This window comes from Streptomyces sp. NPDC018693 (genome assembly GCF_044391385.1).
GTDB lineage: Bacteria > Actinomycetota > Actinomycetes > Streptomycetales > Streptomycetaceae > Streptomyces.
Genome location: NZ_JBIRZZ010000002.1, coordinates 641,718 through 668,658, shown reverse-complemented (window position 1 = coordinate 668,658; position 26,941 = coordinate 641,718). Strand labels below are relative to the sequence as shown.

Sequence of the window (26,941 nt, the reverse complement as noted above, 5' to 3'; positions counted from 1 at the left end):
GGCTCCGTGCCCTCCGCGTGCCCTAAGTCGCCCCAATGTGCCACCGGAGGGGATTTCAATGGGCGATTCTGATGACACGTCAGCCGTTTATCTCGAATGGCGAGACGCGTTTTCTGTGACCTGCGCCACTTGTGGACGCCGGGTCGGTGAAGTCGCATACGCAAAGCGCCAGTTCGCGCTGGCGTCGGCTGCGGAGGGCAGTGACTAGCCAGCTTCATCCTTGAGACCCGCCAAGGCCAGGGCGGTGATGCCGCCGCGGGAGAGCCTGAGCGGGCCACCCGCTCAGGCTCTGATCAAGAAGATCCGAGCGTTTCCTGAGTGAACAAAGCGAGCGTCCACTGAGTGGACACCGCTCCCGTTTCCTGAGTGATCAGCTGGGCCGCGGCGGTGTCGGTGCAGTCGCCGCCGGCGACCTTGCGGCAACGGACTGAGGGCCGGTGAGCACGCCGCAGCCGGAGCGGACCGCGCCGGCCAAGGCGTCCGGATCGCGCCGAGGGTGGCGGCCGGGCGCCCAACGTGAAGGTCAGCAACGGCGGCAACAGCGCGGTAGGAATCTCGTGGCGGAGGTCGGCAAGGAAGCTCGCGGCGGCAGCCGTAGTGCCGGACGGCACGCGCGCAGTCCGCGACGGCGGATCGCCGACCGCACCGGTCGGTGACGCGGCTCTGTTCCTCACACCTTCTCGGCCAGCACGCGTGGATGTCCGGCCGTGAGCAGACCGATGTCCTCGACGTCGGACGTCAGGATCGTCACCCGGCCAGGGTGCTGGAGCGCGGTCGCGCACAGCATGGCGTCGATGGCGTACTTGTGACCGTGCAGCCCCGCCGCTCGCAGCAGAGCGGCGGCAGCCTGCGCCACGCTCTGTGTGACCGGCTCGACCCGGAGCCGCGAGAGGGTCCACTTCAGTGCGGCGTCGTTGATCTTCGGGTGGATGACCTCGACCAGCACGGCAGCCGAGGTGATGACCGGCAGATCGGCGTCACGGGCGGCCGTCAGCCACTCGTGCACCTCCCGGTCGCGCTGCACCGCCTTCGCCAGACCCTCACTGTCCAGAACCAGGACACCGCTCACGCAGCGGCCCCGGCACCCGAGGCACCGCCGGTGAGCCTGGCACGCTTGGCCGCCACGGCCTCCGGGTCGGCCGGGCCGTGCACCTTGTCGAAGTCGGCGATCAGCTCGTCCAGGTTGTCCCGCTCGATCTGCCGCTGCGCCGCCTTCTCCAGGTACGCCGAGACGCCCCGCTTGCCGACCCGCTCACGGATCGCCTGCAGGGTGCCCGCCGTCAGAGTGACGGAGATACCGCTGGTGGGGCCGTCACCGGGGAGGAAGTCCAGGTCATCGTCAGGCATGAGTCCGAGTATGCCATTAGGAATGCTATTGCGAGTGATGTGGTCGGCTTCCGATCTGCTGGCGGGGGATGCATGCAGCACTGAAGGCGTGGGGCTCCGGCATGGCACTTGGCCGCAGCCCCACGTCCAGTGGCGTTGTAGGCGCCGGCGAGCGGGCCGGGTGACTGGCAGTCGACCTCGACCCACACGACGGGGCTGTGCAAGGTGCTTGCGGACTTCGGCCGTCTTCACCTTGGCGGCGTCGGCCTTGGCACGGCCCACGAAGGCTTCGACGGATTCGCCGCAGGGTGCGGTTCGGTGCGGTGGTGGAGCGCGGTTCGTCGGCTCGGTGCGTTCGCGGGTTGCTCGGCCCGGCGTCGGTGTCGTGCGTGCCGCGGGCTCCGAGTCCGCCGTGGACGTCGGGTCCGCGGCGGGCAGCGCGGCCCGGCCGTCGGCGGCGTACGGCAGCGTGACGGTGAACTCCGTGCGTCCGGGCCTGTTTTGGACGTCGATGCGGCCACCGTGTGTGTCACTGTCGCCCAGGCCGGGATGCCGGCTGAATGACGCGGCGGGTTCGTACCCACAACCGCGTTCCCCAGTGCGGGCCACTCGGGTTCTGCTACGGGTTCAGAACGACCTTTCCGGCGGCGGTGCCCGACTCGGCCAGCCGCAGGGCGTCGGCGACACGGGTGAGCGGCAGTTGCGCGGCGATCTGGGCTGTGACCTCACCACGCAGGAGGGCGGCGAAGACCTGGGTGAGGTCGGTGCGGAGGCGGGCGCGGAAGCGGTTCTTGGCCAGGGCCCGGCCGGCCCAGACATTGAAGAAGTACGCGCGACGGCGGTTGGGCAGGGCGTTCCACAGCCACACCCGGCCGAGCAGCTTGAGGACGGGCCACTGCTTGGAGCCCTCGTCGTCCCGGGTCGAGGCGCTGCCGTACGAGACGAGCGTGCCGCCGGGGGCGAGGAGGCGCCAGGAGTCGACGATGCCGCGGCCGCCGACGTGGTCGAAGACGGCGTCCACCCCATGGGGGGCGAGTTCGCGGATCCGTGCGGCGACGTCGTCGGTGCGGTAGTCGACGGGGGCGACTCCCCGTTCCCGCAGGGCGTCGTGGTGGCGCGCGGACGCCGTGCCGATCACCTGCGCGCCTGCGGCCTGTGCGAGCTGGACCAGGACCGATCCGACGCCACCGTTCGCGCCGTGCACCACGATGGTGTGTCCCGCACGGACGCGGGCCTTGCGGTGCAGCATCTGCCAGGCGGTGACGCCGTTGACGACGAGGGTCTCCGCCTCCGCCGCACCGATCCCGTCGGGCACGGGTACCACGTCCGCCGCGTCGACGAGCACGTGGCTGGCCCAGCCACCGACCTTGACCAGCGCGGCGACCCGGGTGCCGGCCAGGCCCCGCTCGACTCCCTCACCGGTCGCCAGCACCGTCCCCACGAGGTCGTAGCCGGGCACGAACGGGAATGGCGGCTGGTCGTAGTAGCGGCCGCGCCGCATCTGCTGCTCGGCGAAGGAGACGCCGGTCGCCTCCATCCGGATCACGACCTGGCCGGGGCCCGCGGCGGGTACGGCTCCATGCCGGATCTGAAGTCCCTCGGGCTCGACCTTGCCTGGCAGAACGACCTCGACGAGTCCTTCGGCGTTCATGGCGACCTCCACAGAGTCAGTGAGTTACTCAGCTTCGCGTTCGCTAGAAGTTATAACTGCACAGATTCGGAAGTGTCAATAACTTCAGTGATAACCTCTAACCATGGTGAACTCGGAAGCGAAGACCCCGCGTGCGCGCTACCGCGCCCAGGTGCGTACGGAGATCAAAGAGCGCGCGTGGGAACAGATCGCCGCGGCGGGCGCGTCCGCGCTCTCTCTCAACGCGATCGCCAAGCAGATGGGCATGAGCGGACCCGCGCTGTACCGGTACTTCGGCGGCCGTGACGAGCTGATCACCGAGCTCGTCAGGGACGCGTACCGAAGCCTCGCCGACACCTTCCACGCGGCCTCGCAGGGCGGTGCCGATGTGACCGCGCTGGCGCACGCCTTGCGGGAATGGGCCCTGCGGGACCCACAGCGTTACTTCCTCATCTACGGCACGCCCGTCCCCGGCTACCGAGCACCCGACGACACCACCGCGATCTCCTCCGAGATCATGGCGACCCTGTTGGACGCCTGTGCCGCGCTGCCCTTGGAGGGACCGGCGACACCGTTCGACGCGCACCTCGAAGACCACCGGGACTGGGCGGACGGCCATCCCGCCCCGCCCGCGGCACTCCATCGCGCCCTGACTTTCTGGACCCGGCTGCACGGCGTCCTGTCTCTGGAACTCGCCGGCCACTTCACCGGTATGGGAATCGACCCCGCGCAGCTCTTCGCCGCCGAGCTGGACGACCTGGCGGGTGTGTCGGCGAACTGACCACGTCACGCCCGGCCTTGGTGCGTGCCCACGGCGTGCCGTTCAGAGCGGACAGTCATGTGCTCGACCTCGGTCGCATCGGGCCATACGCGCCGAGGTGGACCATGACGCGCCAGCGGATACCCATCGCTTAGGCGAGGGCATCGACCTGGGCAACGGTGGCAATACCTGTTCCGGCGCCGGCAGCGGTTTGAAGCGGTCCTGGTCCGTCCGGGTCCGGGCCGACAAGGCGTACGACTCGCCGCGGCGCGTGCCCTGGGCTTCCCGTGTGTCTGACAGTGGCTGTCGGGTGGTCGGCGGCGTTCGGGATATCGGTTTCGTTCGACCCATTGACGGCGCCCCTGAGCCGCCTTTACGTTTCGTCCGCAGTTCCGCACATTGTTCGCAGTTTCGAACACAGTCAGGCGTGGTCTACCTCGGCGGCGACTACGCCCGCATTCGTCAACGCCTCCACCGGCAAGGTCATGGACGTCGCCAACCGCGGCACGCCACCGGCACCGACGTACGCCGGTGGGGCTGGCTCAGCAACAACTGCCGGCAGGCGGCTCGTCCCCACGACCGCGTGATCCCGAAAGGCCGCAACAGAAACATGAGACATCTCGCCAGACGGGTTCTGGTGGCCGCGGCGGCCGCACTCGCCGTGCTCACCACCGTGACCACCCCCGCCCAGGCCGCCGCGCCCGCGTCCCCCGCCGTCACCTTCACCAACCCGATAGCCGAGCAGCGTGCCGACCCGCACATCTTCAAGCACACCGACGGCTTCTACTACTTCACCGCCACGGTCCCCGCGTACGACAAGATCGTGATGCGTCGGGCCACCACCCTCCAGGGCCTCGCCACGGCCCCGGAGACCACGATCTGGACCAAGCACGCCACCGGTGAGATGGGCGCCCACATCTGGGCCCCGGAGATCCACTTCATCGACGGCAAGTGGTACATCTACTTCACCGCCGGCTGGTCCAACGACATCTGGCGGATCCGCCCGTACGTCCTGGAGACCAGCGCCGCCAACCCGCTCACCGGCACCTGGACCGAGAAGGGCAGGATCAGCCTGCCCATGGACACCTTCTCGCTGGACGCCACCACCTTCACGCACAACGGCACCCGCTACCTGAGCTGGGCCCAGGAGGACCCGGCGTTCGGCAAGGGCACGCAAATTTACCTGGCGAAGATGGCCAACCCCTGGACCATCGAGGGCACCCCGGCCATGATCTCCAAGCCCCAGTACGCCTGGGAGACCGCCGGCGCCCGCGTCAACGAGGGCCCGGCCGTCATCCAGAAGAACGGCAAGGTCTTCATGACCTTCTCGGCCAGCGCCACCAACGCCAACTACTGCCTCGGGCTGCTGACCGCCGACGCCACCGCCGACCTGATGAACCCGGCCTCCTGGAGCAAGACGCCCACGCCGGTCCTCAAGAGCAACGACAAGACCAGCCAGTACGGCCCCGGCCACAACTCCTTCACGGTCTCCGAGGACGGCAAGTCGGACATCCTCGTCTACCACGCCCGCAACTACCGGGACATCGTCGGCGACCCGCTCAAGGACCCCAACCGCCGCACCCGCTACCAGAAGATCTACTGGAACGCCGACGGCACACCCAACTTCGGCATCCCCGTCGCCGACGGTGTCACCCCCGTCCGCTTCTCCTCGTACAACTACCCGGACAAGTTCATCCGGCACTGGGAGTTCCGGGCCAGGACCGAGTCCGACGTCACCGAACTCGCCGACTCGCAGTTCCGCGTCGTCCCCGGCCTGGCCGGCAACGGCACCGTTTCCCTCGAATCGGCCAACTTCCCCGGCTACTACCTGCGCCACAAGAACAACGAGGTGTGGGTGGAGAAGGACGACGGCACCACCCTGTTCGACAACGACGCCTCGTTCCACGAGCGGGCCGGTCTCGCCGACCCCGCGGCCGTGTCGTACGAGTCGTTCAACTTCCCCGGCCGCTACATCCGGCACTACAACCACCTGCTCTACACCCAGCCGGTGACCACCACCATCGGCCGGCAGGACGCCACCTTCTACAAGGAGTAGGACCGGGCGGACGCACCGTCGGGTTTCCGCGAGACAGGAAGCGGGCCGGGCGACCGGCTCCGCGAGGAGCGGAGTGATCAGTGAGCCATCGGCGCGTCGCCTCAGGGCGGCGCGTGGGTGGCTCACTGTCATGAATCGGCGCCCCTTTCGCGACAGAGTCCAGGAACGCGGGGGGCGGCCCGCGGCCGGAGGCCGCTGATGGGCAGAGCCTCACGCCCCTGGGGTATGCCGGTCGGGCCTGGTCCGATGCCCGTAACGATCGTGCTGGTCGTTACGGGGCGGTGCCGTCCGCCGCCGGACCGGATGCCCCAGGGCGCGCCTGCCGCTCGCCGTGGCTGCCGCGTCGTGGCGGGTGGTCCTGCGGGTTCGAGTGGTCAGGGGCTGCTGCCAGTGCTGAGCGCCCGCCAGGATGGTGGCCAGCGGCTTCGCACAGCGCAAGGCTCAGCCGATCAGGGCCGGTGAGGCACTCATGGTGCCGGTGCGCAGGCTCTGGGGCGGTCGGGGCCGGACCAGCGGCAGGGCGTAATGGTCGCGGATGCTGCGTCACCTGCTCATCGAAGGAAGGCCGGCAGGGCGACGGCCCGCCTCCGCGTCCGCCGTGTTCACACGTCCCGGATCACTTCTTCGAGGCGTCCCACGCGCCGACGTTGAAGCTGCGCAGGAGGGCGATCAGCGCGACCCCGAGCCGCCAGTCCACACCGGGTGCGTGTACGTGCAGTTTGTCACCCTTGGACCTGAACTCCAGCGGAATCTGTCCGTTCGCGCGCCACCGGATGCGCCGGGGTGCGCGTGCGAAGCCGCCCTCGTTGCCGGGGACACTGTCGAAGACAGTGATCACGAGCGCCAACGTCATCAGGGGCAACAGCAGCCACCACATCCACCACCACACGATCCTCCCCTTGAAGCCGACCGCTTCGGGGCCGCCGGACTGGTGCACGGTCCAGCGGGTGCGCAGGCCCCTGCCGCGCAGCGCCTTCTCACGCACGAGTGTGCCGATGACCTCGCCGTGCGCGCCGAGCACCTGAAACCTCGCGACACCGCCGCCGGCCGACACGGTGGCCACGGTGGCCACCCGCTCCCGGCGCCGGTCGTCGGCCCACAGCGCGAAGGAACGAGCCCCGCTGCCACGAGCCTTGAGATACGCGGGTACGCCTCCCGGCGGCAACTCTCGCTCCACGTAGACGATCGAGGGGGCCGGTCCCGACGCATCGGAGAAGCGGACCATGGTTCCCACCGCCGCCGAACTACGGTGATCGTCGCTCTTCGGGCCGTCGTACATGGTCAGTATGTTGCTCACTCGGCGTGCTCCTCGGTATGGGGCCAGGCGGGGCCCAAGTCTCACTCGCTCGCCATCAGTCCGGCAGCCCCCGCCCTCCGTAACAGGGCGTCGACCACCACGTTCCCTTCCCCGGGCCCGATCGTGTGTGTTCGTGTCCATGCAAGAATCGCGATGATGGCCACACGAACTCGGGGGGTCGCTTTGTCAGCCATCACGCCACGTGGAAGGGCAGCACTGCCCGCTGCCCTCGGCGTGCTCCTTCTGCTCGCCGGCATCGGCGTCCTCGCCCTCGCCCTGCCCGGTGCCGTGCGAGAAGGGCGTGACTACGAAGCGGCTCCGCGCTGCCCCGCCCACCAACCGGCGCCGGAGTGCCGCTGGCAGGGCCTCGTCACCGTCACCGGCAAGGAGTACCGCTCGGGCAAGCCCGGCAGCTATCACCTGCAACTCTCCCGCGACGCCCGGACGTCGCAGTGGGTGAAGATGGGCCAGCAGGGCTTCGGCATCGACCGCGATGTCTACGATGCCGTCGAGGCCGGCGACACCGTCACCGCCGTCTACTGGCGCGGGCTCGTTCGCGAAGTGGCCTACCAAGAGCTGCGGCAGGGCACCGACGACCATCCGGGGACCGCCTACCGGCTGCCGCTCGGCGGCGGCCTCGCCCTGCTGTCCCTCGGCGCCGGAATCACCTCCGTGGCGTGGCGCGCCTGGCGCACCGCGGGGCGGCCCAGGGCCCGCCACGACTGGCGTGCCCTCATCCCCATGATGTCCTGCACGCTCTACGCGATGGCGAACTTCGCCATCGCCGTGAGGGGCACCACCTCGATGGCGGTGAGCCTGGTCGTCTCGGGAGGCGTCGGTGCCGTCATTCTCACCGTCGCCCTGGTGCGCGCCCGCGTACAGCTTCGGCGGGAGCGCCGGCCGAGCCCGACGGTCCCCGTCCATCCCCAGGTGCCGTACGGCGAGATCGTCGTACCAGGAAAGGTCCTCGGCAACGTCCCGTACGCCCTGCCGGGCCACACCCATCTCGTGGCCGCCCCCGGACTGCTGGCCTCTGTTCCCGGCGCCGGCAAGGTCCGACGCGGCACGTACCCGGATCCCCTCCCCGGCCCCCGCGCGTACCTGCCATCCACGCTGACCCCGATTCGGGTGCGCGAGCCCCGCGCCGAGGATCCCGCCGGCGGGCCGGCGGAGTGCCATGTCATCGAGTGCCGGGACGGCGCCTGGGAGGTCCTCCTGGCGGTCGACATCCGGGCCACCGGCCAGGTCCTCGGCGCCTTCGCCTCCCGCAACCCTGCGCCCACGTCCTGACCGGCCCGCGAACGCAACGACCGCCGGCGGGCGCGGCAAAGACCTTGATGTATCAGGCGCACTGTCCCCTGTCCCGCCGCCGACAGGAGTCGGCGCCACGAGGTCGCTGGCGGTCCGCTGTTGCCTGTCGGATGTCCGGGTCCGCTGAGCCGGAGGAGGCCGCTCGGCCTTCGGATCATTCGGTACCGCCCAGTGCCGTCATCGGGGTGATGCGGGTGGCGCGGCGGGCGGGCAGGAGGCCGGCGAGGGCGGTGAGGAGTGCCAGGCCGGTGAAGACCGCCAGCAGTTGCCCTGCGGGCAGGCGCAGGGGCGCTTCCGTGACGGTGGTCCGGATGAGGAGCCAGGCGTAGGGGATGCCGAGTGCCAGGCCGAGGACACCGCCGAGCACTCCGTACAGGCCCGCTTCCATGGTGATGGTCCGGCGCAGTGCGCCGCCGCCCAGTCCCAGCACGCGCAGCAGTCCGAACTCACGGGTGCGTTCGATCGCGGTCAGGCTGGTGGTGGCGGTGACGCCGACGACCGCGATGAGGACGGTCAGGGCGACGAGACCGAGTGCGGTGGTGCCGGTGAGCCGGATCGTGTCCCGGCTGCCGTCCCGGGCTTCCGCCAGAACACTGATGGTGACGGCGTCGGGGTCGGCGGCGTGGGCACGGATCGTGGTCTCCAGCGCCCGGTGCGCTTCGCCGCGGGCGGCGAGGCCCTCGCCGGCGGCGTCGGCGAGGATGCCAGTCGCGTTCCGGTCGGCGCCCATCCGGTCGAGATCGGCGGGGGCGACGAGTACGCCTGCCTGGAGCGGCCCCTGGCCCGGCAGCGTGGCGGCGACGGTCAGCCGGATGTCGCCGCGGCGGGAGGGGAGGGCGAAGGTGTCGCCCGTGGTGACGCCGAGGAGGTCGGCCGCGACGACCGCGCTGCCCGGTGCCAGGTCGTCGAAGGCGCCTGTGGCGGCGTCGATGTCCTTGCCGGTGGGCAGGGCGTCCGGATCCAGGTCCGACACCTCGATCTCCTGTCGCGCCCCCTCGGGGCCGACGGGGAACTGGAGAGTCCGGTAGCTGATGACATGGCTGAGCTCGGGCAATGCGGCGAACTGCCGTACGACGGCCGGGTCCAGGCCCTTGCCGCCGTCCGCGACCCGGAAGTCGGCGGGAGCCTGGAGGGCGTCGGCACGCTCCATGTAGCCGGTGAGGCACGCGACGCCGACGAGTGCGCCGGAGACCAGGGCGACGCCGAGGGCGACGACGACGGAGACCGCTGCGGCCCGGCGCGGGGTGCCTCCGACGCCGCTGACGGCCAGTTGGCCGGTGGCGCCCAGTCGGCGCAGCGGCCACCCGGCCACGGCCAGGACAGGGCGGACCAGGAGCGGGCCGAGAGCGACCAGCGCCAGGAAGGCCAGGGTCGCCGAGGCGACGGTGCCCAGCATGGCCAGGTCACGGTCGTAGTCCTGCCGGCCCGGCCTCCACAAGGACCCGGCCGCCCGCCCCACCGCCGCGCGGCTGGCCGCCACGGTCCAGGCCACCGACCCCTGGCTCCCCGCCGGGCTGCTCGCCCACCTCGGACGGCACGCCGCCAGGCTCCTCGACGAGGAGGGCGACCCCACCCCGGTACCGACACCCGTAGCCGCGTCCCGGCGCAGAAGGAAACGCCCGCGGACCACCAAACGCCCGCTGCTCATCGGCGTAGGCTCTGCCGTCGCACTCGCGCTCGCGCTCGCGCTCGCCGGGAGCCTCGCCTTCGCCCTGTGGCCTGGCAAGCGCACCACCACGACCAGCGATTCGGAGATCCCCGCCGCCTTCCATGGCGCCTGGGAAGGCGTCGTCACGGGCACTCAGGAAGTCCCGACGGAGACCGCCCGCATTGAGATCACCGACGGCGAACCGGGCGACAAGGCGGCCACCTACGTCACGGTCACGGGCGAGCGGCTCTGCATGGGGCGTTCGACCCTTGTCTCGGCGAACGAGGACAAGGTCGTGTTCGGCGCGAGAGCGACGTGACGACCAGCGTGCCCGCCAAGCAGTGCACCCCGGCCGCGCACCAGACGCTGACCATGCGCTCGCCCGACGTCCTGCAGTGGAGGTCGGGGGCGGCGACGGCCTCGTTCCGCAGAGTGAAGGCGGCGCCGGAGGTCGTGCCCGCGGAGCTCGTGGGCCACTGGAAGCAGGCCCCGAACCCCGAACTGCCGGCGGACCAGCAGGACCTGTGGTCGTTCCGGATCACCATCAGCCAGGGCCCGATCGGGGCCTCGCTCGTCCACATAGCGGAGAGCTACCCGAAGACGGACGAGGAGACCGGCGAAGAGACCGGCGACACCGTCAACTGCGCGAGCACCGCCGTCGTCGGCGGCGCCGGCAACCTGCTGATCATCGGCCCGCCGGAACCGGACACAGCCGCGGGCGCCTGGGGGCCCGGCTGCAACAAGTGGGACTCCTCGCAGAGCCTGCGCGTCGAACGCTTCAACGGCGAGGACCGGCTGCTGATGTACGGCATGATCGCGGAGGGCGAGCCCGGCGAGTACGTCAAGACGGACTGAGTCCCCGACCCACCGCACCCTCGACCGGGTCAGGGGGCCTTCCAGAGGGTCAGTTCGGTGACGTAGTCGCGTGCCTTGTAACCGGCGTCGTCCTTCTGGACGATGACGTCCTTGATGGTGAGCATCGCCAGGTTGTCCTCGTCGGTGACAGTGCACAGCACGGTGCCCGGGGTCAGCTGGTCTTCCTGGGCGTCGTCGGCGAGTTCGGAGGGCAGCGCGTTGGTCGCCGCGCCCTCGGCGCATTCCTCGGGTGTGCTGCCCGCGCTCTTTCCCGCGGTCGTCACGAAGCGCAGGGTGTACCTGCCTCCGAACTCCTCGTACTGCAGCTCGATTCCGGTCGTGGCGCTGGAGGCGTTCGTGTCGATCTTCGGTGCGTCCAGATCGACGGCGGTGTACGAGCTGCGGCCGGCGGTGAACTGGGCGCGCAGGGTGAGCGGCTTGTCCTTGAAGATCTCCGTATAGCCGTTCGGCGTCGCGTTCGCGGTGGGCGAGGCGTCGCTGCCCGGTGCGGCGGCGCCCGGGGTGGTGGCGGGAGGGGCCTGGGATCCGCCGGACGTCGAGGCGGTCGGTTGTCCGCCGCTGCCCCGGGCGTCCGCGTCCGCGTCGTCGTCGCGGGTGAAGACCCAGGCGGCTGCCGCGACCACGACCACGGCCAGCGCGGTCGCGCCGATCGTCAGCGGTGTCCGGCGGCGGGCCGGAGCCGACGCTGTGGGCGGGCCGGAGGGGAATCCGGGCGGTGGCACAGGGCGCGCCGGGTCGTGGTGCGGTCGCTCGCCGGGCCGGGAGCCGGGCCGGGAGGTGTGGGTGGGCGTGTATCCGCCGGACGCCGGGCCGTCCGGCGGTGCGCTGCCCGCTGCCGCGGCGGCGCCGGGAGGCACGGTCATGGCGTCCGCCACCGAACCCGGAGGCTCAGTCGTGGCTCCCGCCACGGGATCCGGAGCCGCGGTCGCGGCGGCCCCCGCCACGGGACCCGGAGGCGCGGTCACGGCCCCCGCCGCGTCCCCGGAATCCGGACCGGGCTCCGTCTCTGCCTGCTGTTGGGCAAGTCGTTCCCGGTGGGCGATGTCCGCCGCGATGGGCGCGGGCAGCCAGCCGGTGAAGTCCCGCAGCGGTCGCTCGCCCAACTCCTCGCACAGTTCGGCCAGCTCGGAGGGGGCGGGGCGGGCGGCCGGGTCGGCGGCGAGCGTGCGTTCCAGAACGGTGCGCAGCGGCTCGGGATAGGCCGTCAGATCCGGTGGGCGGAACTCGGTGTTGGCGATCTTGGTTGCCAGGGTGATGGCTCCGGCGTCGCCGTAGGGGTGGCGGCCGGTCGCGGCGACGGCGGCGATCAGGCCGAGCGAGAAGATGTCGGTCGCCGGTGTGAGGTCTTGGCCGTTGGCGTGTTCCGGCGACATGTACTGGGGTGTGCCGATGAGCCCGCCGCTGCGGGTGAGCTGGGTGGCGTCGGCGGCCCGTGCGATGCCGAAGTCGATGATCCAGGGGCCTTCGGAGCCGACGAGGATGTTGCTCGGCTTCATGTCGCGGTGGATCACGCCCGCCTTGTGCACGGCGTGCAGCGCCTCCGCCGCGCAGCCGGTCAGCTGCAGCACCGCGGGCAGCGGGAGCGTTCCGTGGCCGATGAGGATCTGGTCCAGGGCGAGGCCGGGAACATAGGTGGTGGCCAGCCAGGGCTGGGGGCCGGTGGTGTCGTGGTCGACGACGGGGACGATGTGGTAGCCCCGCACCCGGCGGGCGGAGGTCGCCTCCTGCTCGAAGCGGCGGCGGAACTCCTCGTCCTGGGCGTACTCCCGACGGATCACCTTCAGGGCGACGGGCTGGTTGCCGCGCGTACGGGACAGGTAGACGGATCCCATCCCGCCCTCGCCGATCCGGGCGAGCAAACGGTAACCGGCCACTTCTCGCGGGTCGTCGGGGCCCAGCGGGCTCAAGTGACCAGCTGCTCCAGGACTGTTCAAGAAATCCACCCTCCCAGGCGTGATCGTAACCGCGTGACCCCGCCGACGGTAGACATTCTTGGAGATCAAGGAAAAGCAGCAAGTATCAAAGGAGAAACGGCGAGTATCAAGGGAAAGTCGGAGAGGCTGGGCGTTCATGGAACATCATCTGGCCGCGTCGGCGGAGCGAGCCGACTATCTGGTGGAGCTGTCCAACGTCGTACGCGACACCTCCATCGGCCCACGCGGGCCGCGCTCCCTGCGCCGCCTCGGCCTGGTCCTGCGGGCCCTGATGGAGCTCACCAGGGATCCCGACGTCTCCGTCTACCTGGTCGCGGACACCAGTCTGCTGGGCGGGCAGCGGGAGTTCGGCGACCAGGCGGAGGTCCGGCGGCTGCGGGGCTGGGTGGCCGACGGGCTGGTCGAGGAGGTCGACGACGCCGACGAACGCGTCCTCGAACTGGCCCGCATGACCGCGACCCCGGTCGTCACCGGCGACCAGTACGTCGACCACCGCGCCGAACACCCGTGGATCCAGGGCAACACCTGGCAGTTCCTCAAACCCGAGCCCCGCCCCGACGGATCCGTCGCGCTCGTCGCGATGGACATGGGTCGGCGCTCCGCGGCCGAGATCTCCCGCAAGATGGAACTGTCCGCGCTCAAGAAACAAGGTCTCCTCGGACCCTCCAGCACCCCGCTGACCGAGGTGATCATGCGGGCCTGGCGCTGCCCGGAGCCCCGCTGCTCCCTCTACGACATCCGCCGCGGCGACCGGATCCTGCTGCCCCGCATGCGGCGCGGCGTCCCCACCTGCGAACTCCATGGCGCACCTCTGGAGGACGACGGCCCGCGCCTGGGCACCACCCAGCTCAAGGCCGTCATCGACGGCACCTGCCTGGCCCGCTACACCCTCGACGAAGGCTCCGAAGCGCACGTCGGCCGCCTCCCCGGCCCAGCGGGCATCGCCCTGCACAGCCTGCTGTCCCCGCAGGTCGCCCAGCAGGTCAGCCGCAGACATGTGGCCGTCTCCGCCCGGAACGGTACGGTCCTGATCCGCGACATCAGCACGTACGGCACCCGCATACGCCGCACCGGCAGGCGGGGCGGGATCGGCCCCTGGGAGACGCTGCCCCCGCAGACCGACCGTCCCTTCCGCCCCGGCGACGAGGTCGAACTCGCACCCGGCGTCGTCCTCACCCGCAGCGGTCGGCGCTTCCCCGCCGAACTCGCCGACGCCTGGCGTACGGAAGCCGGCCGCGCCCCGGTGTCCCCCAGCGCGGCGGCGCCCACCCGCCGGACCTGATCGGACCTTCTCCGCACGGCCCCGAAGCCGGGAGAGGCGGAGTGTCGGAGGCGGAGTGTCGGACTTCGGCTGTGCCGAGGAGCCGCGAGGCCCAGGTCAGCGGCCCAGTGACCTACCTGGAAGGCGCCAACGTGTCGGCGGGAATGGTCTGCTCCGTCCAGATGGTCTTGCCGGTCGCCGTGTAGCGGGTGCCCCATCGCTGGGCGAGCTGGGCCACGATCAGCAGGCCCCGCCCTCCCTCGTCGGTGGTCCGGGCATGGCGCAGGCGCGGTGAAGTGCTGCTGGCGTCGGAGACCTCGCAGATCAGGCCGCGGTCCCGGATCAGGCGCAGGCAGACCGGTCCGGTCGCATGGCGGATGGCGTTGGTGACCAGTTCGCTGGCGATGAGCTCCGTGGTGAAGCCGAGATCGTCCATGCCCCACTCCGCCAGCTGCCCGACGGCGAGGGTGCGGGCGTGCGCGACGGCGGCCGGATCGCGGGGCAGGTCCCAGGAGACGACCTGGTCCGGAGCCAGGACATGGGTCCGGGCGAGGAGCAGGGCCGCGTCGTCGGACGGCGGACGCGTCAGCAGGGCATCGACCGCGCCCCGGCCGATCTCCTCCAGCGTCGGCCCGCGCACCGCGAGAGCGTCACACAGTCGGGAGAGCCCGACGTCGATGTCCCGGTCGTAGGTCTCGATGAGACCGTCGGTGTAGAGGGCGATGAGGCTGCCTTCGGCCAGCTCCACCTCGGCGGACTCGAAGGGGAGGGAACCGAGGCCGAGTGGTGGTCCGGCGGGCAGGTCGAGGATGTCGACGGTACCGTCGGGGCCGACGGTCACGGGCGGGAGGTGACCGGCCCGGGCCAGCGTGCAGCGTCTGATGACCGGGTCGTACACGGCGTACAGGCAGGTGGCCCCCAGGAACGCGGTACCCGCGGTCTCGTCCCCGGCCTCCGCCGGCTCCTTGTCGCCGTACGCTCCCATGAGGCCGATGACCAGGTCGTCCAGATGGGCCAGCAGTTCGTCCGGGGGGAGGTCCAGGTTGGCGAGCGTGCGTACCGCGGTGCGCAGGCGCCCCATGGTCGCCGCCGCGTTCATGCCGTGGCCGACGACATCCCCGACGACCAGGGCGACGCGGGCTCCGGAGAGCGGAATCACGTCGAACCAGTCGCCGCCCACACCGCTGGGGGCATCCGCCGGCAGGTACCACGACGCCGCCTCCAGAGCGGACCCTCCCGTCAGCTCCTGCGGGAGCAGAGAACGCTGCATGGAACGGGCCGCGATGCGCTCGCGGGTGAAGCGGCGCGCGTTGTCGACGCACACCGCCGCGCGGGAGACGAGTTCCTCTGCGAGGCGTACGTCGTCGTCCTCGAAGGGGCCGAGACGCCCGGACCGGGCGAACGTCGCCACGCCCAGGGTGACGCCGCGTGCCCGCACCGGGACCACCATCAGCGAGCGGAAGTCGAACGCGCGGATGGAGGCGCCCAGGGACTGGTCCTCGGTCACCCAGGCGCTGGTGGAGGGGTCCAGGACCCGTTCCACCAGGGTCCTGCTCTCCAGCAGGCAGCGGGTGACGGGCGACGCGGGAGCGCGCCGTACCGTCTCTCCCACGGCCAGACTCGCCTCCGGACTGCCCTCGCGCACCGACTGCTGCCCTGCGCGGCGGATGACGGGCGTCATGCCGACCGGTCCGGGGGCAGGCTCCTCGCCCCTCATGACCGAGTCCAGCAGGTCGACGGCGACGAAGTCGGCGAGAGACGGCACGGCCTCGTCGGCCAGTTCCTGCGCGGTCCGCGTCACATCCAGCGTGCTGCCGATACAGGCGGTGGCGTGGTTCAGCAGGGCCAGGCGTTCCTGGGCCTGCCGGCGCTCGGTGACGTCGATGACCATGTACCAGATGCCCACGTCCCGGCCCTGGCGGTCCTTCATCGCGAAGAAGGAGGCGGAGAAGAAGCGTTCGCGGTCGGGGGCCGTGTAAGGGGGGCCGCGGAACTCGTAGTCCATCACCGGGGCCCCGGTCTGGAGAACGGTCCGCATCTTCTCCTCGAACACCTCCGCCTCCAGCACCGGCAGCACGTCCTTCACCCGCCGTCCCAGCCGTTGTCCGAGGGGGATCAGGCGATCCAGCGGCTCGTTCACCCAGACGTACCGCAGGTCCGTGTCCAGGACGGCGATACCGACCGGTGCGTGGGTGAGGAACGGCGCGAGCATCAGCTGGTTCACGCCGCCGCCCGGCATCCGCCAGAAGGCCCGTTTCGGCGGACGGCCGACGAACCTGCCGAAGGCCAGTGCGGCGACCGTGGCGACCAGCACGCCCGGGACCATCTCGTAGATGCCCGACTCGAGCGGCCCGAGCAGTGGATTGATCCTCTTCCAGAGCAGCACCGTGGCCGCGCCCGACACGATCCCGGCCATGGCCCCCGCCCAGGTCATGCGCGGCCAGTACAGCGAGAGGAGGACGACCGGCCCGAAGGCGGCTCCGAAGCCCGCCCAGGCGTGGGCGACGATGCCCAGCAGCCCACCGCCCCTGAGCGCGATCACGAAGGCCACCAGGATCACCACGACGACGGCGCCGCGACCGACCCACACCAGCGCCCGGTCCGAGGCACGCCGGTTGAGGAGCGCGCGGTAGAAGTCCTCCGTGAGGGCGGTGGAGGACACGAGGAGCTGGCTGTCCGCTGTCGACATGATCGCGGCCAGTACCGCGATCAGCATCACCCCGGCGATCCAGGGGTTCAGCAGCACCCGGCTCAGGACGATGTACACCGTGTCCGGGTCACTGAGCGGCGGGCCGAGCCGGGCGATCCCGACGAGGCCGACGAGCGTGGCACCGCCGAGCACGACGACGACCCAGCCCGTTCCGATACGGCGGGCCGCGGGGATGGCACGGATGCTGCGGATGCCCATGAAGCGGGCCAGGATGTGCGGCTGCCCGAAGTAGCCGAGACCCCAGGCGAGCAGCGAGACGATCGCGACGGCGCCGAGTGACCCGCCTGCCGACCACCGGCCGTCCGCGTAGTCGACCTCGGCCCCCATGTCCAGCAGACCCGGCGCCTTGTCGTCGAGAGCGTCGCGCAGTGCCCCGAAGCCGCCGAGGAACCCGACACCGACCAGGGGGAGCACGAGCAGGGCGAGGAACATCAGCGCGGCCTGCATCACATGCGTCAGGCTCACGGCGAGGAAGCCGCCCAGGCCCGAGTAGATGACGATGACCAGGGCGGTCAGGGTCACCCCGAGCCCGAAACGGAGGCCGAAGACCTGCTCGAACAACAGACCGCCGGCCACCAGCCCGCTGGCGACATAGACCGTGAAGAACACGAGGGTGACCGCCGCCGAGGCCATCCTGAGCATCCGGGTGCGGTCCTCGAACCGCTCCTCCAGATAGGCCGACAGGTTGACGGCGTTACCGGCGTGCTCGGTGTAGGTACGCAGCCTCGGCGCGACGAACAGCCAGTTGAGGTAGGTGCCGACCACCAGGCCGACCGCGATCCAGCTGGCACCGATCCCGGCCGCGTACACCGCTCCGGGAAGCGCGAGGAACAGCCAGCCGGACATGTCGCTGGCCCCCGCGGACAGGGCGGCGACGAGCGCGCTGAGCCGACGGCCGCCCAGGGCGAAGTCGGCGAACGTGTGAGTGCGGGTGTACGCCCAGACACCTGTTCCGATCATGGCGGCCACATACACGAGGAACGTGGTCACGATCGGCGCACTCAAGTCGAACATGGTGTCCTAGCCTGCGAGGTTCCTGAGCATGGGCGCGACCGTCGGCACGCCTGGCAGCCATGTATGCCTTGGCGTACAAATGTACAGATCTGGGTCGTAAGGGAGCGACCGGAACCTCCGCACCGGTTGCCGCACGGCCGCACCGTCTCACCCGCGGGGGTGTCCCGCCGGGGTCAGGAGCTGGGTCGCCGCCAGCTGGGCGTACAGCTCGTCCCTGGCCACCAGCTCCTCGTGGGTGCCGACCGCGCGTACCCTGCCCGCGTCCATGACGACGATGCGGTCGGCTTCCGTGACCGTCGACAGGCGGTGGGCCACCACCAGCACGGTGGTCTCGCGTGCGGTCTCGGCGATGGCGTCCCGCAGTGCCAGCTCGTTGACGGCGTCGAGTTGTGAGGTCGCCTCGTCCAGGAGCAGCAGCCGGGGCCCGCGCAGCAGCGCGCGGGCGATCGCGATGCGCTGGCGCTCGCCGCCGGACAGTTTCGAGCCGCGGTGCCCGACCAGGGTGTCCAGGCCGTGCGGGAGACGCTCGACGAGGGCGTCGAGCCTGGTCCGGGCGATGACCTCGCGAATGTCGTCGTCGGTCGCGTCGGGCGCGGCGAAGACCAGGTTCTCCCGCAGCGTGCCGGCCAGCACCGGCGCGTCCTGCTCGACGTATCCGATGACGGACCGCAGCTCGGACAGCGGCCACTTGGTCACGTCCTTGCCGTCGACCAGGACGCGGCCGCCGGCCGCTTCGTAGAACCGCTCGACGAGCGCGAAGACCGTCGACTTGCCCGCGCCCGAGGGGCCGACGAAGGCCGTCATCCCGCCGCCCGGCACCTCGAACTCCACCCGCTGGTGGATACACGGCAGCCCGGGCCCGTACCGGAAGGACACCTCCTCGAAGCGGACCGACGCCGGACGCGGCCGCACCGCTTCCGTCGCCGCCGCCCGCACCGGCCGGTGCCGGTCCCGCGGCTCCACCGCCAGGCCGTCCACCTGCGCGATCCGGGCAATCGCCGCCGCGCCCTCCTGGTAGTGGGACGCGGCCTCGACCAACTTGTACACCGGCTCCATCAGGTAGAAGAGGTACAGCAGGAACGCGATGAGCGTGGACACGGCGATCTCCCCGGACGCCACGCGAGCCCCGCCGACGGCGAGCACCGCGAGGAACGCCAGCTGGACGGCGAGGTTGTCCGCCGAACCCATCAGGGCCTCCCACTTCGCGCTGCGCACGCCGTGGCGCCAAGCCCTGCGTGCCGCCGCCTCGACGCGAGCGGCCTCCCGCTCCTCGGCGCCGGACGCCTTCACCGTACGGAATGCGCCGAAGACCCGCTCCAGGCCCGTGGACATCTCCCCGACAGCCGCCTGCGAACGCTCGGTGGCCTGCCCGATCCTCGGCATCACCAGCGCGACGCCGGCACCGAGTACCGCGACCACACCGAGCGTGACACCGAGCAGAACGGCATCGAGAAACGCCATCACCACGACCGCCGCGACCAGCGTCACCGCCCCCGTCGCCGCGGAGACCACCGCCTGGGTGCTGACGGCCCGCAACAGCGTGGTGTCGGAGGTCACCCGCGACATCAGATCGCCCGGCTGCATCCGGTCCACCTCCGCCGGCCGCAGCCGCAGCAACCGTCCGATGAGGCTGCGGCGGGCGGCGAGCACCACCGACTCCGCCGTCCGTTCCAGCACATAGGCACCGAACGCCTCGGCCACCGTGCTGAGCAGCACCAGCACGGTCAACAACAGCAGGACGGTGCCGATCGTGCCACCGGACGCGAGCCGGTCGACCAGCGTCTTCGTGGCCAGCGGCTGCAGCAGCCCCCCGGCGGCCCCGGCCAGCGCGCACAACAGACCGAGCGCGACGGCCCACCGGTGCGGCCGGACGTACCCGTACAGCGCCTTGAACGTCTCGTGGGCGCGCAAGGACTCGGCACCCGTCGCCTTGGGGGCGGATGCGGTGTTCACAGGATTCCTTCCCTACATTTGTGTCATGCCGCCAGCGTGGAAGCCCGGGCCTTCCGTCGGCCATCCGACGGTCGTCGGGTGCACCCCCGCCAAGTGGCTGCAGCCGCCCGCGCACAGTGAGACCGGAGCAACCAAGGCTCACCGGACGGAATTCGCCCGTTTGGTGGCGCTGTTGAGCAGGTGCTCCAGCGGTCCGCGGCGGAAGAAGCGGGACCAGATCGCCGCGAACCCGGTGGCCCCGACGATGAAGCAGAGCAGCCGCGCGGTGGAGGCGGACTGCGGCGGGGTGGCCGCTTCGCCGGGCAGGGCGAGGATCACCAGGATGTGGCCCACGTAAAGGGTCGGGGACATGGTGCCGACCACGATCCCCAGGCTGCCGATGAGGTCGAACGTGGAACCGCTGTGCGGCTCGGCTGCCGGCAGTCCCCACGCGTCGGTGCCCACCCAGCCCACCGCCGACCGGCATGTCGAAGGATCCCGATGCCATGCCGGTGACTACGAACGTCGTCCAGGTGATCGCCGCGTAGAGGCCGGTGAGCAGGAGATCGAGCACGGCACACGCCGGAGAGTCGTGCGATCGGGTCCCAGGAGTCGACGCTGTTCACGATCGACTCGGTGAGCAGCGCCCGGATCACGTACGCCACCTGCGGCGTGACGACCGCGAGCGTGACCGCGGTGATCGGAGCGTCCTGGCCCGCAGCCGCAGCAGGGCAGGGCCAGCAGGATCACGGCCCGGATCACGATCCGCGCCTTCGCCTGCCGGCCGGCCAGTCCGGTCTTCGGCTCGAAGCGGCCTGCGATCAGCGTCAACGAGAACCCGGCGAGGGTGGCGAACAGCGCCGACGCCCGAACATGCCGAACACGGCCAGTGCACGGGCGAGGTCCACCCCGACCGGCCGCGCCGTCGGAGCGGGGCGTTCCGTCGCCGTGGCGGACCGGCGGTCGACCATCCGCCGGGCTTCGGGAGGCCCGCCGGTCGGCCGAGACCGACCCCCTCCGATCGGCGGGGGTCGGTCTCGGCCGTACACGAACGGCTGTGGTGGACGGGACGCGCTACTGGGAGAACGAGAAGTACAGGGTTCGGGCGTAGTCGCCCGTCGCCGTGGTGGGGCCGCCGCTGGGGCCGGTCGCGGCCGGCGGGTCGAACTTGGTGCCGATCGCCGGGATGGCGTCGAGGAACGACAGATCGCCGTTCGGGAAGGGCGGCGCGGTGTGGCGGGGGTCGGGTCCGAAGCGGGGGGTGAAGAGGCGGAGGTAGAGGTCCTCGTCCTCGGAGACGACCGTGAGACGTCCGGCGGTGGTGTGCAGGGACGCCCAGCGGACGTCCGCGTGGTAGCCCTTGAACTCCGGGTACTCCCAGCCGTCGGCACCGGTGGCGGTGTCGTTGTACTGCTTCGTCCAGACGTCCGGCGCCACGCCGCGCAGCCGGTTCTTCCACACCCTGTGGGGGCCGTGGCCGAGCCAGGTCACTCCGGTCACCTGCGATTCGGGGTGGTCGAAGCCGACGCCGAAGAAGTCGTGCTCGCCGGTGAGGTGGTAGCGGTAGTGCAGTTGCAGCCAGCCGCTGGGGTGCAGATGCCACCGGACGTGGCGCAGGACGCCGGAGTACTCGGCCTGCACCGAGTAGCCGTTGCCGTCGGGGCCGTGCGTCAGGCGGGTGAGGTCGGCCGTTCCGGTGGTGGGCAGCGGGCCGCGGGACAGCGCGAAGTCCGTCCCTCGGTGGGTGACACCGGCCAGCAAGCCCGTCGTGGCGTCGAGCGTGACCGTGGTGTGGCGGGAGGTGAGGGTGAGCCTGTCAGCGGCTGTGAGGGAGCCGCGTACGGCAGGGCCCGGGCCCGTCCGTACCAGTCGCCGGGCCTGGTCGGCGGCGGACGCGATGGTCCAGGTCCAGCTGCGGATCTCGCGGCCGTCGGCGTCCGTGACGGTGAGCGCCATGGCGTCGGCACGCCGCCAGCCGTACGGCAGGGGCAGGCGCAGCACTCCTTGCGCGCCGGGCTCGATGTCCGGGGCGGAGGCGGTGCCTTGGGCGCGTACGGTGTGGCCGTCCCGCCGCTGCGAGGGGGTGTGGAAGTTCAGGAGCCGCCAAGAGAAGCGGCAGGTACGGGTGTTGGTGAAGGCGTAGTGGTTGGTGAGGCGGATCCGCCCGTCGAAGTCGTCCGGCAGGCCCGAGGTGAACCGCTCCGGCTCGGCGAGTTGTACGGGAGACCAGATGTCCTTGATCGTGTAGAAGCTGGCCTCCTTCTCGCGGAAGGGGCCGAGGATGCCGTCGGGTGCGGCGTTGTTCGCCACATCGATGGCGCCGCCGAGGTCGTCGCGCACGATGCCCTCGTCGAGCAGTGCCCACAGGAAGCCTCCGGCGGAGAGACGCTCATGCCCCATCAGCTTCCAGTAGTCGTCGAGCCCCGCGCCGGCGCCGCCGTCGTACAGGCCGTGGAGGAACTCGGTGGGCATGAAGACGTCGCCCTTTTCCTGGAGGATGCGGCGCGTGCTCTCGTACGTCTCGTAGTGGTCGGTGTTGATGCCGCCGAAGTTCGCCCAGGGGTGGAGAACGGTGCGCTGCTGGGGGTCGTGGCGGGCGTAGTCGTCGTCGAGGGCGGTGTTCCAGCCGCCTTCGTTGCCGTTGCACCAGAACAGGATCGACGGGTGGTTGACGTCACGGGTGACCATCGAGGCGACGAGGGGCCTGCCCGGCTCCTCGTCGTAGAACTTCTGCCAGCCGGCCAGTTCGTCGAGCACGTACAGCCCGAGTTCGTCGGCGAGGTCGAGGAAGTGCGTGTCCGGCGGGTAGTGGGCCATCCGGACCGCGTTCATGTTCATCTCCTGCATCAGCAGGATGTCCTTGCGACTGATGCGCGCGCTGGTCGCCCGGCCGGACGTGGGCCAGATGGTGTGCCGGTTGGCTCCCTTGAGGATGGCCTTGACGCCGTTGACGTACACGCCGTCGCCGGGGCGCACCTCGACGGTGCGGAAGCCGAATCTCTCGTCGACGCGGTGGACGGTGCGGCGGTCGCCGGCGCGGAGCGCGACCTCGACGCGGTAGAGGTGCGGGGTCTCCGCCGTCCACTGGCGGGGGGAGTCGACAGTGGTCCTGAGGGTCACCTTCGTGTCGCCGGGAGCGACGGCCGCGGTGAACGGGGCGCCGACCGGGCGGCCGGACAGGTCGGTGACCCGGGCGACGAGACGGTCGGCGGAACCGGTGCCCGACAGATGGGCGTCGATCCGCAGCGTGCCGTCGGCGCGGGCGTCGACGGCGATGCGTTCGATGTGCTGGAGCGGGAACGCCTCCAGGTGGACGGGGCGGTAGATGCCGCCGAAGTTCCAGTAGTCGCCGAGGCGTTCGGCCCGGTTGACGGAGTCGTCGGTGGACTCCTTGCTGACCGTCACCTCCAGGAGGTTGTCCTGGCCCGGACGCAGCTTTCCGGTCACCTCGTAACGGAACCGGTAGAAGCCGCCGCGGTGGACGGGCCCGACCGACTCGCCGTTGATCCACGCCTCGGTCTCGGTCATCGCCCCTTCGAAGACGAGGAAGACGCGTCTGTCACGCCAGTGGGCGGGGGGCGTGAAGGTGTGCCGGTAGTGGCCGTTCTCCTCCGGGCGCAGATTCCACCCGTAGTTGTACGTGCCGTAGCCGTGGAACTCCCAGTTGGACGGAACCGGGATGCTGTCCCAACTGCCGCTGCGCCGCCCGCTGGTGCACAGGAAGTCCCAGTCGACCGGGTGGTCGGCGTCCTCTCCGGACAGATACAGGCGCTCGGTGCGGGTGGAGGCGTCCGTTGCCTCGGCCGTCTCGGCGGCCAGGGCCGAGCCTGCGGGAATGCCTCCGGCGACGGCCGCGCCGGCGGCCCCGGCGGCGCCGAGTATCAGAACGCCACGGCGTGACATCTGCATGAAATCTCCAGCCTTCAGGTGGTCATCGGGGAGGGGCGGCGGGGACGTGCGGGGTGGCCGACGAGCCCGGTCGGCACACAATCGTCGAAGCGCTTGCGCGCACAACGCCGCAGATCAGAGCACACTCGGGGGAGCGACGACGACATTAGGAGTCGAATGAATCGAACACAAGAGGGCAGCAGAAGTCGCAGGACGGGCAGGCATCTTCGGGATGCCTGCCGCCGACCGGCGTTACTCGGGCGTCATGCTCGCCACGAAGGCGTGCCCGTGGTCGATCCGCTCACCCTCCCGCTCGCCGGCTCACCTGCCGCTCCAGGTCCCGAAGATCCTTGACCAGGGACGAGCGCACCTGGCGCCCCATCATCGGCCCGGCCAACCGGTAGAGGCCGGAGGCGTCACCGCGCACACGGATCCGGGCGAGCGTGCCGCCGTCCGGAAGCGGGTCGAAGGAGTAGGTCACGTGCATCGGCATCGGGCCTGCCACCGAGACCATGTCCAGCAGCCTCGGCGGGTCGTACTCAGCGACTCGCAGCACGTAGTCGATCCGCTTGCCCAGGAAGTACGCCGTCCGCGTCACCTCCGCCCCGACCCCGAAACCGCCCGCCTCCGCCTGCCGCGTCAGCTGAGCCGTCCGGATCCCCTGGGTCCACTCGGCATCGTGGTGCCAGTCCATGGCATACGCCGCCACCCGGTCACACGTCAGCGGGATCACCCGCTCCACCGTCACGTCGATACTCATCCGCCGCCCCGTTCCCCGGATGCCCGGCCGCCGTTCCATGGAGGCACCCCGGACGGTCGGAGGCAACCGGAGGCCGCAGCGGACCACCCGCGCGTAGGGAAGGGCGGTCACATACCTGCCCCCACCACCCGCTCCGTCCGAACCGCTGGACGTCCGGTCAGGCCACCGCGGTCAACAGGTCGGCCAGCACGTCGGGACGTTCCAGGGCGATGAAGTGGCCTGCCTCGGGGACCTGCGTGAAGTCGGCGGCCGGAAGCAGTCGCTTGTTGGCTTCCCGGTCCGAGGGACGGGACCAGTCCTTCTCGCCGTAGACGAGGTGGACGGGGGCCTGTACCTCGGGGTAGCGGGAGCGGGCCGCGATGAGGCTGGGCAGGGCCTGGTACACGGCTCGGGCGACGGTCGGGTAGCCGGGGCGGCTGCCCACCTGGAGGAGTTCGTCCACGTAGTCCTCCCGCAGCGCGCTCTTGTCGCCGAGCCCGCCCTGAAGGATCTTGCTGAGGGCGGGCCTGGGCTCGACCCCGGCGATCACCGGGCCCACCCCCGGGGCGAGGACACCACTGACCACGACACGGGCCAGGAGGCCGGACCGGGCGATTCCGCCGCGGAAGTCGTAGGCGTTGACCGCGACGACGCGCCGTACCCGCTCCGGGAGATCGGCGGCGGTGGTCAGGGCGAGCACCGCCCCCATCGACTCCCCGACCAGCGTCACGTCGTGGAGGTCGAGTCCGGTGAGGAGCCGCTCGACGCCCGCGCGCATGGCCGGCTCGTCGTACGACGCCCCGGGCACGATCTCGGAGTGGCCCATCCCCGGCAGGTCGAGGGCGTACACGGTGTAGTGTTCCGCGATCAGCGGGATGAGGAGGCGGAAGTGCTCGGCCTGGGTGCGCACGGTGTGCAGCAGGACCAGGGGGGCACCGGTGCCCGCCTTGAGGTGGCGCAGCGTTCCCTCGCGGCTGTGGCGTCCCGCGCGCGGGGCGAGGGTGTGGCTGGTGGTCCCCGGAATGTGGATCGTGGGACGGGACTCCTGGGTGGGCATCTCGCCGACTCCTTGGGTGCGTTGGGGCTTACTTCGCCAGCTGGGCGTACAGTCCCGCCAGGTCGCCGGCCAGGCCCGTCTTGACCTGCCGCGAGATGTCGTCGGCGAGCACCTCGTACGCACCCGTCTCGACCCCGTCGAGGGCGAGGGCGGCGACGTCGCGAGGGTCGGCCTTGGGGGCGTCGACATCGGCCGCCAGGTCCGTGTCGACGTAGCCGACGTGCAGTCCGGTGACGGCGATGCCGCGGGGCTGGAGCTCCAGGCGCAGGGAGTTGGTCTGCGACCACAGGGCGGCCTTCGAGGCGCTGTAGGAGCCGCCGAGGGCGATCCAGGAGAGCACGGAGTGCACGTTGAGGAGGTGGCCGCCGCCGTTGCGCTCGATGACCGGTACGAAGGCCCGGGTGACCAGCAGCGGGCCGTAGAAGTTGGTCTCGAACTCCCGGCGCACGTCGTCGACCGGGGAGTCGAGGAAGGACGCGCCGACCGCGGCGCCGGCGTTGTTGATCAGCACGGTGACGTCTTCCGCCTGCGCGGCGGCCGCCGCCACGGAGGCCGGGTCGGTGACCTCCAGCGCAACCGGGACCGCGTCCGGGTGCGTGACGCCGCGCGGGTCGCGGGCCGTGGCGTAGACCTTGCCGGCACCGCGCGCGTACAGCTCCTCCACCAGCGCCTTGCCTATGCCGCGGCTGCCGCCGGTGACGAAGACGTTTGCGCCCTTCAGTGCGGTCATGACTGCCTCCACAGATGAGAAACCGATCGGTTTCCACCAAGGTAAACCGATCGGTTTCCATACGCAAGCCCGGCAGGGCGGTGCCGGGAGGGTCAGTCGACCGCCCCCACGCTCGTCCCGCCCGGCCGGAGGCCATCGCGTACTGTTCCCGCACGGCTGCGGGGTGCGAAGGTCGAAGGACCCACACCTGAACCGGGGGGACGTAGATGGACGTGATGATCAGGCCCGCGCGGGCAACGGAGGCCGGCGTACTCACCGACCTGGCCCTGCGGTCCAAGGCGTATTGGGGCTATGACGCCGAGTTCCTGGAGGCGTGTCGGGACGAACTCACCGTTGCCGCGGACGAGATCGCACGCCGACGAGCCACGGTGGCTGACAGGGACGGCCACATCCTGGGCTTCACGACTCTTGAGGGAGAGCCACCCACCGGCGTTCTGGGCATGATGTTCGTCGAGCCGCAGGCCATGGGCCAGGGGATCGGCCGCCTGCTGTTCGAACACACCATCGCCGCCGGACGCGACCTGGGGTTCACCCGGCTCGCGATCGACGCGGACCCGCATGCCGAGCCGTTCTACCGCGCGATGGGCGCGGTCCGCACAGGGAACGTCCCCTCGGGCTCCATCGTCGGCAGAGTGCTGCCGCGGATGGTCGTCACCATCCAGGACTGAATCCGCGGTCCGACCGCACCGCGAGGTGCCCTGAAAAAAATTTCCCGACTCGCGGCAACCCTGTGCGGCGCCTGTGACAACAAGGAGGCGGATCCGGTCAGTTC

At 70.8% G+C, this 26,941-nt stretch carries 18 protein-coding genes and 2 pseudogenes; 6 read left to right on the top strand and 14 right to left on the bottom strand.

All coding sequences use genetic code 11. From position 1 onward, the window contains the following. Positions 1-670: 670 nt before the first annotated feature. The 3 genes from ACH5AC_RS07460 to ACH5AC_RS07450 all read right to left on the bottom strand — a co-directional run bounded on the left by ACH5AC_RS07460 (position 671) and on the right by ACH5AC_RS07450 (position 2,977). Positions 671-1,069, bottom strand: a complete 399-nt coding sequence (locus ACH5AC_RS07460) for a PIN domain-containing protein (protein ID WP_398860729.1) — start codon at positions 1,067-1,069, stop codon at positions 671-673. After that, positions 1,066-1,347, bottom strand: a complete 282-nt coding sequence (locus ACH5AC_RS07455; RefSeq protein ID WP_398860728.1) for a hypothetical protein — start codon at positions 1,345-1,347, stop codon at positions 1,066-1,068. Before ACH5AC_RS07455 ends, ACH5AC_RS07460 begins: the two co-directional genes overlap by 4 nt. A 598-nt stretch (positions 1,348-1,945) precedes the next feature. Further along, positions 1,946-2,977 carry a medium chain dehydrogenase/reductase family protein gene (locus tag ACH5AC_RS07450; RefSeq protein ID WP_398860727.1) on the bottom strand — a complete coding sequence of 344 codons (1,032 nt, stop codon included), beginning with the start codon at positions 2,975-2,977 and terminating at the stop codon, positions 1,946-1,948. A 103-nt stretch (positions 2,978-3,080) separates the two neighbouring features. Between ACH5AC_RS07450 and ACH5AC_RS07445 the strand changes: the two genes are divergently transcribed. Together ACH5AC_RS07445 and ACH5AC_RS07440 are read left to right on the top strand one after the other, a co-directional pair. Beyond that, positions 3,081-3,737, top strand: a complete 657-nt coding sequence (locus ACH5AC_RS07445) for a TetR/AcrR family transcriptional regulator (RefSeq protein ID WP_398860726.1) — start codon at positions 3,081-3,083, stop codon at positions 3,735-3,737. 589 nt (positions 3,738-4,326) lie between these two features. Continuing rightward, entirely contained in the window at positions 4,327-5,772 is a 1,446-nt protein-coding gene (locus tag ACH5AC_RS07440; protein WP_398860725.1) for a family 43 glycosylhydrolase, read from the top strand. Positions 5,773-5,900: 128 nt separating this feature from the next. Here ACH5AC_RS07440 and ACH5AC_RS07435 read toward each other — a convergent pair. Together ACH5AC_RS07435 and ACH5AC_RS07430 are read right to left on the bottom strand one after the other, a co-directional pair. Next, positions 5,901-6,180 (bottom strand): annotated as a pseudogene (locus tag ACH5AC_RS07435) (transposase); the annotation flags it as partial. A gap of 208 nt (positions 6,181-6,388) precedes the next feature. Next, complete coding sequence (locus ACH5AC_RS07430) at positions 6,389-7,069, bottom strand: hypothetical protein (protein ID WP_398860724.1); 681 nt, start codon at positions 7,067-7,069, stop codon at positions 6,389-6,391. Positions 7,070-7,303: 234 nt separating this feature from the next. Here ACH5AC_RS07430 and ACH5AC_RS07425 point away from each other — a divergent pair, with 234 nt between their 5' ends. Next, on the top strand, positions 7,304-8,359 hold the full coding sequence (locus ACH5AC_RS07425; protein WP_398860723.1) for a hypothetical protein: 1,056 nt from the start codon (positions 7,304-7,306) through the stop codon (positions 8,357-8,359). 175 nt (positions 8,360-8,534) lie between these two features. On the opposite strand, the gene ACH5AC_RS07420 is transcribed toward ACH5AC_RS07425, so the two are convergent. Then, positions 8,535-9,872, bottom strand: coding sequence for an FtsX-like permease family protein (locus tag ACH5AC_RS07420; protein WP_398860722.1), 1,338 nt, complete (start codon positions 9,870-9,872; stop codon positions 8,535-8,537). A 471-nt stretch (positions 9,873-10,343) separates the two neighbouring features. Here ACH5AC_RS07420 and ACH5AC_RS07415 point away from each other — a divergent pair, with 471 nt between their 5' ends. Next, positions 10,344-10,883 carry a hypothetical protein gene (locus ACH5AC_RS07415; RefSeq protein WP_398860721.1) on the top strand — a complete coding sequence of 180 codons (540 nt, stop codon included), beginning with the start codon at positions 10,344-10,346 and terminating at the stop codon, positions 10,881-10,883. 29 nt (positions 10,884-10,912) lie between these two features. On the opposite strand, the gene ACH5AC_RS07410 is transcribed toward ACH5AC_RS07415, so the two are convergent. Further along, a complete protein-coding gene (locus ACH5AC_RS07410; RefSeq protein ID WP_398860719.1) occupies positions 10,913-12,811 on the bottom strand; it encodes a serine/threonine-protein kinase in 1,899 nt (632 codons plus the stop codon). A 163-nt stretch (positions 12,812-12,974) separates the two neighbouring features. Between ACH5AC_RS07410 and ACH5AC_RS07405 the strand changes: the two genes are divergently transcribed. After that, the gene (locus tag ACH5AC_RS07405) at positions 12,975-14,120 is read left to right on the top strand and encodes an FHA domain-containing protein (protein ID WP_398860718.1); all 1,146 of its coding nucleotides are present in this window, start codon (positions 12,975-12,977) and stop codon (positions 14,118-14,120) included. A 112-nt stretch (positions 14,121-14,232) separates the two neighbouring features. Here the strand turns inward: ACH5AC_RS07405 and putP are convergent, their stop codons facing one another. From putP to ACH5AC_RS07370, 7 genes and pseudogenes are all read right to left on the bottom strand, one after another. Next, complete coding sequence (putP, locus tag ACH5AC_RS07400; protein WP_398860717.1) at positions 14,233-17,823, bottom strand: sodium/proline symporter PutP; 3,591 nt, start codon at positions 17,821-17,823, stop codon at positions 14,233-14,235. Positions 17,824-17,970: 147 nt separating this feature from the next. Beyond that, positions 17,971-19,776 (bottom strand): ABC transporter ATP-binding protein, encoded by a 1,806-nt coding sequence (locus ACH5AC_RS07395; RefSeq protein ID WP_398860716.1) that lies wholly within the window; start codon positions 19,774-19,776, stop codon positions 17,971-17,973. A 138-nt stretch (positions 19,777-19,914) separates the two neighbouring features. Beyond that, positions 19,915-20,726, bottom strand: a pseudogene (locus ACH5AC_RS07390) (DUF418 domain-containing protein). Positions 20,727-20,829: 103 nt separating this feature from the next. Further along, positions 20,830-23,664, bottom strand: coding sequence for a glycoside hydrolase family 2 TIM barrel-domain containing protein (locus ACH5AC_RS07385; protein WP_398860715.1), 2,835 nt, complete (start codon positions 23,662-23,664; stop codon positions 20,830-20,832). A 280-nt stretch (positions 23,665-23,944) separates the two neighbouring features. Next, complete coding sequence (locus tag ACH5AC_RS07380; protein WP_398860714.1) at positions 23,945-24,403, bottom strand: SRPBCC family protein; 459 nt, start codon at positions 24,401-24,403, stop codon at positions 23,945-23,947. 157 nt (positions 24,404-24,560) lie between these two features. After that, complete coding sequence (locus tag ACH5AC_RS07375; RefSeq protein WP_398860713.1) at positions 24,561-25,439, bottom strand: alpha/beta fold hydrolase; 879 nt, start codon at positions 25,437-25,439, stop codon at positions 24,561-24,563. Between the two features lie 28 nt (positions 25,440-25,467). Continuing rightward, positions 25,468-26,169, bottom strand: a complete 702-nt coding sequence (locus ACH5AC_RS07370) for an SDR family oxidoreductase (RefSeq protein ID WP_398860712.1) — start codon at positions 26,167-26,169, stop codon at positions 25,468-25,470. A 206-nt stretch (positions 26,170-26,375) separates the two neighbouring features. Here ACH5AC_RS07370 and ACH5AC_RS07365 point away from each other — a divergent pair, with 206 nt between their 5' ends. After that, complete coding sequence (locus ACH5AC_RS07365; RefSeq protein ID WP_398860710.1) at positions 26,376-26,837, top strand: GNAT family N-acetyltransferase; 462 nt, start codon at positions 26,376-26,378, stop codon at positions 26,835-26,837. The last annotated feature ends 104 nt before the right edge of the window (positions 26,838-26,941 follow it).